This is a genomic window from Acinetobacter lwoffii (assembly GCF_022809915.1).
In the GTDB taxonomy this organism is placed as follows: domain Bacteria; phylum Pseudomonadota; class Gammaproteobacteria; order Pseudomonadales; family Moraxellaceae; genus Acinetobacter; species Acinetobacter lwoffii_M.
Genome location: NZ_JALGQY010000015.1, coordinates 63,268 through 73,337, shown reverse-complemented (window position 1 = coordinate 73,337; position 10,070 = coordinate 63,268). Strand labels below are relative to the sequence as shown.

Here is a 10,070-nt window from a genome sequence, read left to right as displayed (position 1 = left end):
GACCATAGCAAGAGTGAACCACCTGATCCCTTCCCGAACTCAGAAGTGAAACCTCTTAGCGCTGATGGTAGTGTGGGATTACCCATGTGAGAGTAAGTCATCGCCAGCTCATTATTCCAGAAACACCCCCTTCAATAGAAGGGGGTGTTTTTTTGTGCATGGGGTAATTGTCTTGACGATTCGGTATTCATATAAAGTTAACTTTATACAGTGTCCAATATTAAGCTAGAGCGATAATTAACCTTGAGTAAGGGTTGGATTGCTTAACTTTTTTCTTGCAATGCATCAAACTGACGTCGAGCATGTTTAAAGGCAGTTCTAAGACCCTCTTCCAGCGTAGGATGATAAAAAGGTTTCTTTAGGATCTGGTGAATATCTTGATCTGCATCAATCATCCAGGCTAATAAATGGGCCAGATGTTCTGCCTGTGAACAGAAGAGTTCTGCACCAAGTAATTTACCTGAGTTTTTATCAATATAAACTTCTACTCCGCCTGTGTTTTCCGCTAGGACTAGCGCACGTCCTTGGTTTTCGTAAGAGACGAATCCCCGAATAAAGTTGACTTGTTGATCTTCTAGTTGCTTAAAGCTTTTTCCGACAATCGCCATTTCAGGATGACAAAATACAATAGCTAATGGTGTTAAAGCAGTAATAGGTTTTACATTCGGATAATTCACACAGTTATGAACTACCTGTTTGCCGGCATGCGCGGCTTCATGTTGAATGGGTGCATCAGGCGCAGCATCACCGACTATAAATATAGGTAGATTCGCAAGTTGTTTGGTTTTTTTATCGATAGGAAGGTTTTTGATGTCCTTGAATATTGAATTGAGTTGATCTAGACCTAAACGATCTATATTGCTTTGCCGACCTGTAGCACCTAAGACATATTCAACTTCAATACTCTTAGTCTGATCATTTTCTGTAAAGTTAATCTTTATTTTATCAGCTTGGATCTCAATCTCATCTGGTAAGGTTTTAAATTTGATATTGAGCTCTTTGCTGAATTGCTCTTGCGCCAGTTTTTGTAAGATTGGGCTAGTTAAAGCACCTACTTTTTGACTACGCGCAAACATTGTGGTTTGTACACCCAGGCGTTGCATGGCTTGAGCTAATTCAATTGCAATGATGCCACTCCCGATCACTGCTAAAGACTTAGGTAATTGGGAAAATTCAAAGATTTCATTGGAAGTGATGAATTTGTCTTTTAATTTTTGCTTTAGAGTTTCATCAATATTGGGGCGTGAGCCTACAGCAACAATAAAGCTTTTGGCCTGATAAGATTGTCCATTGACTTCAACTGTATGCGCATCAATAAACTTTGCATGCCCAGAAACTTTATGTGAAGTTTCCCATTGATCTACGCCTTTTAAGGTTGCGCGAATGAAACGTTCTCTAAGGATATGCACACGTTGCATGACACCAGAAGTATCTACTACAGCATCATATTGTAAAGCGAGGTTGTTTGCGGATTGAATGTCATGCATACGATTTGCAGATGAGATCAGCAGTTTACTTGGCATACAGCCCACACGTGCACAGGTGGTATCCCATGGGCCATCATTAATAATTAAAATATTCTGGGTGTGTTTAATGGCTTTATTATAAGCACTGATTCCTGCAGTGCCTGCGCCAATGATGATGAGGTCGTGCATAAACTGCCTCCCAAGTCTCAAAAACTAAATATTTATATGTAAGATTTACAATGTTTCTGATGTAAATTATGTAACTAGATTGCTTATTTTTGCTAATTTGAGTAAATTTTGTTTAAAAGCCAAAAGCTATTTTTTTATGGCTGCTTAACTATTATATCTAGCGGGAATAATCATGAGTTTGTTTATAAATTTAAAAAAACTAGGGGTAAATACAACAGTTTTAGCAACGTCAATTTCTTTGGTTGCTTGTGGGGGGGGCGGTAGTGATGGATATTATGATCAGGGAAATAATAATCAGTCAGGTTCAGGCGGATCTAGTGAAACAGGAAATGAATCCACAAATAATACAGCGCAAATTCCTGAAAGTTTAAATATTGCTTTACAAGATCAAAATGGCCAAAGTACCGTCCAAGTTGTAGATAATTCTACAATCCAAATTGCAGTTCAAGTATTAAATACTGATAAAGGCGGGATTTCTGGGAAGAATGTACGATTATCAATTGATGATAAGGAAAAAATAGGTGTAACCAGTAAAAGTTCATTAGTAGCTACTACTGATAATGGTGTTGCCATTTTTGAACTTAACGTTCCGACGATGAATATAGAGTCTGGTAAAGTTCAGTTAACAGCATGGGTCGATGGTACAGAAGTAAAACAGGTATATACCCTTAATATTAAAAAATCTAGTGTGATTGTCAGTGATTACAATTTAGAAGTACCACAAGGTTTAACCTTAGATTTGCCTAGAGGTACTACTGAATTTTCTGTACAAGTTACAGATAAAAAAGGTGGAGTAAAATCAGCACAAACAGTAGAGTTAACTTTACCGACTGAGTTACAGGGAATGTTTGTTATTACGAATGGTTCCTCTGTCCAAACAGATAATGAGGGTAAGGCGAATTTCAAAATTGCAGCAAATAGCAACCTAACATCTGATCAAATTAAAAGCTTGGTTAATAGCTCTAAAACTTTAAATTTCAAATTGATTGATGAAAACCGCGCTGAAAAAAATGCAGTTACATCGATTACGTTTAAAGATATCTCAACCGTTGTTAACAAATTAGAAATTATTAAGCCAGATACTGCGATTCAAGCAAAGAATGGTAAGGCTGTTATTCGTGTTTATGCTAAAAATACAAATAATAAAGATCTAGAAGGGAAAAAAGTACGTTTAGAAACAAATCAATCTAGCCGACTTGTAACTTTAGATAAGTCAGAAGCTATTACTAATGCAGAAGGTTATGCAGAGTTTGTTTTAGCAAGTAATACAGATACACCTATTGCTTTATCTCAGGAAGGTATTGAGCTTAAAGCAACATATGTGGATAACACGAATATCTTTGCAAATGTAAAAGTTGATGTCATTACTACAGATGAAAGTGCTAAAGATCAAGAAGCTATTCAACGTTTAGAAATTGCATCTTCTTATAAAATTAATGCAATGTCTGACAGTGTTGAAATTAAGGTAAAAGCGATTGCGAACAATGGACATGCTGCGAAAAAAGGTAAAATCAAACTTACCTTGAATAGCGAAGCTGTAGCGAATGCTGTTAAGTTAGAAGGCAGTAGTGATGGTGTTAACTTTGATTTAAATGAAAGTCAGTCTGTCGGTGCAGAGGGTTATGTCACTTTCAGAATTAAAACACCAGCATCGCAAACAGTAGCAGCTGTAGAAGCATTAAAGGCTTCAGGGATCACAGCGACGTTTACAACAGATAACGGTATTAGCAACAATATTAAAATTGTTGTTGAAGATAAGGCTGTTGCAAGTGAAGCAGTTAAGTATCTCTTAATTGACCCAATTAATGAAAACTTTGATCCTACCAAGAACCAAGACATTACAATTAAAGTAAAAGCAATTGGTGAAAAAGGTGGCCCTCTTAAAAATGAAAAAGTATCAATTAAATCTTTACTTTCAGATGATCAGCTGAATAAGTTGAGTCTAAGTTTAAGTACAGCTGCTGAAGTTTTAACAGATGCAGATGGTTATGCAACGTTTGTTTATAAGTATCAATATAATAAATCTGCAGAACAGCAGGCGTTGGATAAGCAAGGGATTACTTTTACATCCACGGCATTATCTAATCAAAAGACTCAAACGATTAAAGTTAACTTCAATACAAAGAGTGTCAGTGACAAAGTCAGCCTTGATTACTTTACTTTAGATACTGATGGCTTAGCTCAAATCGCACTTAATCAACAAACTGAAATTATAGTACGTACGCAAGCCTTTGGTATTGATGGTGCAGTTCTTGCAAATCAAGAATTAGCTATTGGTATTGATGAAACTGCGATTTCAAATGGTGTTTCATATGCCACAGCAACTAAGTTTGTATCGGATGCACAAGGTAAAGTTGAATTTAAATTAAAAGTTGCAGCACGTAATTTAACTGAATTAAATACCTTAATTGAAAAAGGCCTAACTGTTGCAGTAGTGTCTTATCGTAATGATGGTTCTAAGCATTCAGTTACTCGTAAAATTGACTTAGTTTCAAACTCGATTATTGACACTGGAACGAGTCAAGTGGATTACCTTATGGTAGATCCAATCTTAACCCGTTTTGACTATACGCAAAATCAAGAAATTACCGTTCGTGTAAAAGCATTAGATGTCAATGGAAGCCCATTAGTAAAAGAAAAAATTCAATTAAAATCGGACCTAACTAATCAGCAGATGCAGCAGTTAGGCTTAAGTTTTACGACCCAAGCAGAACAAATTACTGATGCATTAGGTTATGCAACGTTTAAACTTAGTTACCAATATAACGAAACGCCTGAACAAGAAGAGCTTGCGAAAAAAGGTCTTACTTTCAATGCCTTGGCAAATGGTAAGGTCAGCAATACTCGCATTAACTTTAAGGCTCCGAGCGATAGTATCGACTTAAGTTTCTTTACTGTCGATACAGATGGACAAGCCTTAATTTCGACCACTACAGATACACCGATCAAGATCCGTGTCAAGGCAATGGGTACAGATGGTAAGGTTTTAGCTAACCAACGTATTAGTATTGGTATTGATAATACTGCAGTTTCAAATGGCGTAACGTATGCAACCTCTAACAACCTAGTTACAGATGCATTAGGTAATGCTGAGTTCGTTTTAAATGCGAAACCAAAGAATAAAGATGAACTAAATGCATTGCTTGCGAGTGGTGTAACAGTTGCCGTTAAAGCAACTGCAAAAGATGGTTCTGAATATACAACGCTAAGAACGATTAAGCTTGTTGAGCAAGAGCAAGCATCGCAAGTATCTTCACTATTAATCGATCCGTTACAAGCAGCATATGACTATACAAAAGACCAAACAATTCAAGTACGCGTGAAAGCGATTGGTCAAGCTGGTCAGTCTTTACGCAATGAAAAAGTGAGCTTAACGACAGCCCTTAGTGCACAAGAGTTAGCTGATCTGAATTTAAGTCTTGTTGGCGATGCGACGAAACTGACTGATGATTATGGTTACGTGACATTCACATTTGACTATAAATACAATGCACAGTCTCCTGCACAAAAGAAACTGCTAAATGGTTTTGAAATTACAGCAACTGCTAATGGAAAGACGAATAATACGATTATTAACTTTAAAGCACCTGCAAATGAACAAGAAATCAATCTTGATTATTTAGTGGTATCTACAGGTGGTCGTGCAGTTATCTCAACCGATCAACCAACAGAAGTGATGATTACAGCAACTGCATTGGCAACAAATGGTCAGACATTAAAAGACCAGACTGTGAAAATTGAATTGAATGAAACAGAAACCAATAGTGGTATTTCATTTAATTCTGCGACAGAAGTTGTGACCAATGCACAAGGACAAGCCACATTTAAAGTCAACATTGCACCAGAAAATGCATCTGAATTAGAGGCATTGCTTGCATCTGGTTTGAATGTTCGTTTATCTGCACAGCGTGTAGATGGTTCTGCATACAAAGTATCAAGAAAAGTTGAACTTTATAAGTCAGAAGCAGAAGCACCAAGTGAAGTTGATTATCTGATCATTGATCCAATTAGTGTTTATGACTACAGTAAAAATCACATTATTGCGGTACGAGTGAAGGCGATTGGTGAAGATGGTAGCACATTACGTAATGAAAAAATCACATTGCGTCCTGAAAACATCTCAAGTGCAGAATTAGCAAAACTTAATTTGAGTTTAAATGGTGCTGCTGAGCAATATACCGATGATCAAGGCTATGCTGTCTTCGAATTTAGCTATAACTATGATGCACAATCTACAGAGCAAAAACCTCTTGCATTGAAAGGTGTAGCATTATTGGCGACTGCAAATGGTAAAGAGCAACGCACGGTTATTAACTTTGCGGAAACTCAAACTAATACGCTTGATTATCTTGTCATTGATATGATTGGTAAAGCTGTCATTGATACGGATGTAGAAACTAAAGTTGCATTATCTGTGCTTGCAAAAGGTACTGATGGTTCAGTTTTGGCGAATCAAAATGTTCAGATTGAATTAACCAATGAAAATGGTATTAATCTTCTTACAGCTTCGTCAGTAGCAACTGATGCAGAAGGTTATGCAAAATTTGAATTCAGTGTGCATCCAAAGAACCAACAGGAATTAGAAGCATTATTGGCAAATGGCGTAACAGTGAAAGTCTTATCTGCAGTTACTGATGGATCTGTTCGTCAAGCTCAACGTAAAGTTGAATTAGTACAAGCTGAAGAGCAAGTTGAATCTAAAGTTGAGACTTTAGTTATTGATCCAATCTTAAACTCATTTGACTATACTCAGAATCATACGATTCAAGTACGTGTTAAAGCATTAGATGCTGCTGGCAGCACGCTTAAAAATGAAAAAGTTGCAATCACGACAGATATTCAAGAGAAATTAGCACAACTGAACTTTAGCTTGAATGGAGCAGCTGAACAGTTTACTGGTGATGACGGCTATGCGACATTTGTATTTGAATATAAATATGCAGACTCTACAGTACAACGTGAGATCTTAAATGGTGTAATTGTTACCGCAAATGCAAATGGAAAGACACAGACAACAAAATTAAACTTTAGAGAGTCTTTAACTTTAGAAGCTTTAGATTATATTTCTATTGATTCAAATGGCTATGCTGCGATTGAAGAAAACGTACAAACTGATATTACCGTTAAGGTGCGTGCAATTAATGTGGGTGGTAAAGCACTTGCTAATCAAGATGTAACGATCAACTATAATGAACAAGCACATAATAATGGTGTTTATTTACTTGATCCAACAGGTGCGAATGTTGGGGCACAAACCTTTACGCAAAAAACCGATGCTGATGGTTATGTAACCTTTACCTTTAAGGCATTACCACGCAACAAGGTTGAAGTTCAAAACTTGATTAGTGACCTTGAGTTAGGTGATTTACAGGTTACTTTAACAGCCAAACGTGCTGATGGTTCGAATTACGAAGCTTCTCGCCGTATTGATTTAAGAGCTCCTGATGTTGAATCTACACCTGCAGAGGTTTTAATTGATCCAATTCTGCAAGCATTTGATTATTCAAAAGATCAAAAAATCATTATTCCAGTAAAAGCGTTATCAGCAGATAAAGGTGCTTTACAAGGTGCGAAAGTAACGATTGACACACCAAATTTAACCTTAGAACAGTTAAAAACTGCTCAGTTAACCTTAACTGGTGAAGCAACTAAATTCACCGATGCCAATGGTTATGCTTATTTTGAATTTGAATATAAGGTTGCAGGTACACAAGCGCAGATTGATTTGGTCAGCCCAGGGGTTCGTGTCACAGCGACCACAACGAATGGCAAAACGGCTATTCAGACCTTGAACTTTAAATCGCCAAATGCGGGTCAGATTTTAGATTACTTTACCTTGAATGCATCTGATTATGTAGTTGCATTGGATGTGAATACACCTAAGACAATTCAAGTGACGATTAATGCAAAAGATACTGAAGGTAAGGCATTTGCAAACCAAGTTGTTTCACTTGGTCTAAATGAAGCTGCTTTAAGTAATGGTGTCAGCTTTGCTTCGCCATCTCAAATCATGACAGACAGCAATGGTCTTGCAACATTTGAAGTAACGATTAATCCTCAAAATCAAGCTGAAATTGAGAATCTAGCTGCAAATGATTTGGAATTTACTGCGACTGCACGACGTGCTGATGGTTCTGCATACACGTTAGTTCGTAAAGTTGAATTAGAGAAAGCCACTGTGGTTTTACCAGACTTAGAAGATCTTGTCTTTACGACAGTTGATGGTGACCCATTAGATACAATTTCTGTTCTAGGTGGTGAAACACGCGTCAAAATTAAAGCAGTTGATAAAGCTGGTAAAGCGATTCCAAATACACCAATTGCGGTTGCTCTTTCTAAGCTAACCTCTAGTCGTGTTTCATTAAGTAATATACCAACGCAAACTAACAGTAATGGTGAAGCCGAGTTTACGGTAACGGTATCTGAGGGCGTTTATGATGCTAGTTTGATCAAAAATGGTATTGTCTTTGCCGTAGTTGGTACGAACTTAAATAATGGCGATCGTTTACAGCAAACAAATGTAATTAGTATCACCGCTCCAGCAAATGCTTTAAATCCGCGTTTAACATCAGATGTAAAAACAGTGACAGCTGGGCAAACAGTTAAAGTGTATGCAGCTGTTAAAGATGAAATGGGGATTAATACTGCAGCTGGTACACCAATGCGATTGACTCTGAATCCAAAAGCTATTGCTGCAGGTGTTAAACTGAGTGCTGACGGAGTGGTAATACAAGGAAATGGTTCAGTGCCAATTGACTTAATTATTCCACAAGGTATTACATCTGCTGCTTTAGAATCTATTGTAGTAACAGGAACTATCCGTGATCCACGCGGTAATGAAATTCAGACGAAGCTAAATTTTGCTGTTCAAGATATTAGTAATCCTTATCACTTAACTATTGATAGTAGTCGTGTGTCATTAAGTTCAGCAGGTGATAGTGCATTTGTGACGGTTAAACTTCTTGATAAGAATCAAGGCGGTGTTGCGAATGAAAAAGTTAGCTTAGCTATTGCTGATCCGCGAAATGCGACTAGTATTAAAGGGGCTTCACAGCTCATTACTAATCAATTTGGTGAAGCTGTATTTGAAGTATCGATGAAATCACTACAAGGTACATTAGTATTACCAGTTCTACCAATCGAATTAACGGCAACCCATACCACTGCAACAGGTGCTTCAGTAAGTCTACCTGGCAGTATTCAAGTGCACTCACCAACAGTTTTAGCGCCAGAATTGGACTTAAAAATTAAAGTATCTAAAGATAAGTTAAATGTCCGTGGTGATTCTTTCGAAGTATCAGTATTGGTAGTAGACTTAGATGGCTCAAGTCAAGCTGGTAAAGCAGTTACATTAACAATTCCTCAATATAATCAAAATGGTGCATATATTCATGGCGCATCTACTATTGAAAGTGATGAGAATGGTTGGGCAAAATTTTCAATTGTAATTGATGAAAGTTTACGTAATCCAACCTATGACTTCGTTGCTGCTGATTTACGTGTAGAAGCTGTAGTTAAAGATACGCAGAATACAGAGCGACGTGTACCGCATGTGATTGATGTGGTAAATTCCGAAGTGCCAGTAACGATTGGTTCTATTGCGGTTAATTTTAATCCAACAGAGCTTACATCAACGGGTAACGGGATTTATTATCAAAAAGAGGGTTCTGTTCAGCTGGTAGATGTTGATGGGAAGCCAGTGGCAAATCAGGATGTGGTTTTAGATATTCGTCCAACATTTTACGTCATAGGTGAATGGAAATTTGAAATTCAGAAAGATCCATGGAAGATAGTTAATAAACCTGTATTGGATTCAAATGGGGATCCTACTTTTACTTCAGGAGGGAATCCAATCACAATACCAGTTAAAGAGCTAGATGCGATTTATCCATTTACGAATCTAAAAGGCTGGATTAAACCAAGTGATTATTATTATCCATTAATTGGTGCAATACCTGCACAAGTTCAAGATAAAAACTCAGCAACGACATGTACGGTGGATCCAACAACATCAACTTGGACAGCTAATGGTCAAGCATTACGTGTGGTTCGTTTCTTAGGTGGTACAGCAAATAATAGTACGACTCACCCATATACCGCGACCTATCGTACAGATAGTACTGGTAGGTTTGACTTCATCATTGAATATCCAAAAGCAAATGCTCATTGGATCGCAGTAGAAGTAGGAGCGAAAACTACACTTGCACAAACACCAACTAGAGGCTATACAACATTAACATTGCCAAGTTTAAGTAGTGATTATGCTGCTGATGGAAGTTATGCACCTAACCGCGTAAGTCCATATACAACATGTGTCAACTAATAATCTAATCTGACGAAAAAACAGCGCTTCGGCGCTGTTTTTTTATGGGGAAGTGAAATTTAAAAAAACTAAATCGATGTTCCCACACTTAC

2 protein-coding genes and 1 rRNA gene are annotated in these 10,070 nt (G+C 37.3%); 2 read left to right on the top strand and 1 reads right to left on the bottom strand.

Annotated elements, in window-relative coordinates:
* Positions 1-109: ribosomal RNA gene (gene rrf, locus MTX11_RS09570) — 5S ribosomal RNA — on the top strand; the annotation flags it as partial.
* A 154-nt stretch (positions 110-263) separates the two neighbouring features.
* Here the strand turns inward: rrf and MTX11_RS09565 are convergent.
* Positions 264-1,655 carry a dihydrolipoyl dehydrogenase gene (locus MTX11_RS09565; protein ID WP_243474985.1) on the bottom strand — a complete coding sequence of 464 codons (1,392 nt, stop codon included), beginning with the start codon at positions 1,653-1,655 and terminating at the stop codon, positions 264-266.
* A gap of 172 nt (positions 1,656-1,827) precedes the next feature.
* Between MTX11_RS09565 and MTX11_RS09560 the strand changes: the two genes are divergently transcribed.
* Complete coding sequence (locus tag MTX11_RS09560) at positions 1,828-9,978, top strand: alpha-2-macroglobulin family protein (protein ID WP_243474984.1); 8,151 nt, start codon at positions 1,828-1,830, stop codon at positions 9,976-9,978.
* Positions 9,979-10,070: the final 92 nt, after the last annotated feature.

Bases quoted from the DNA above. Each gene is read 5' to 3' on its own strand.
- MTX11_RS09565 (WP_243474985.1), bottom strand. From the start codon at position 1,655: ATGCACGACCTCATCATCATTGGCGCAGGCACTGCAGGAATCAGTGCT.
- MTX11_RS09560 (WP_243474984.1), top strand. From the start codon at position 1,828: ATGAGTTTGTTTATAAATTTAAAAAAACTAGGGGTAAATACAACAGTT.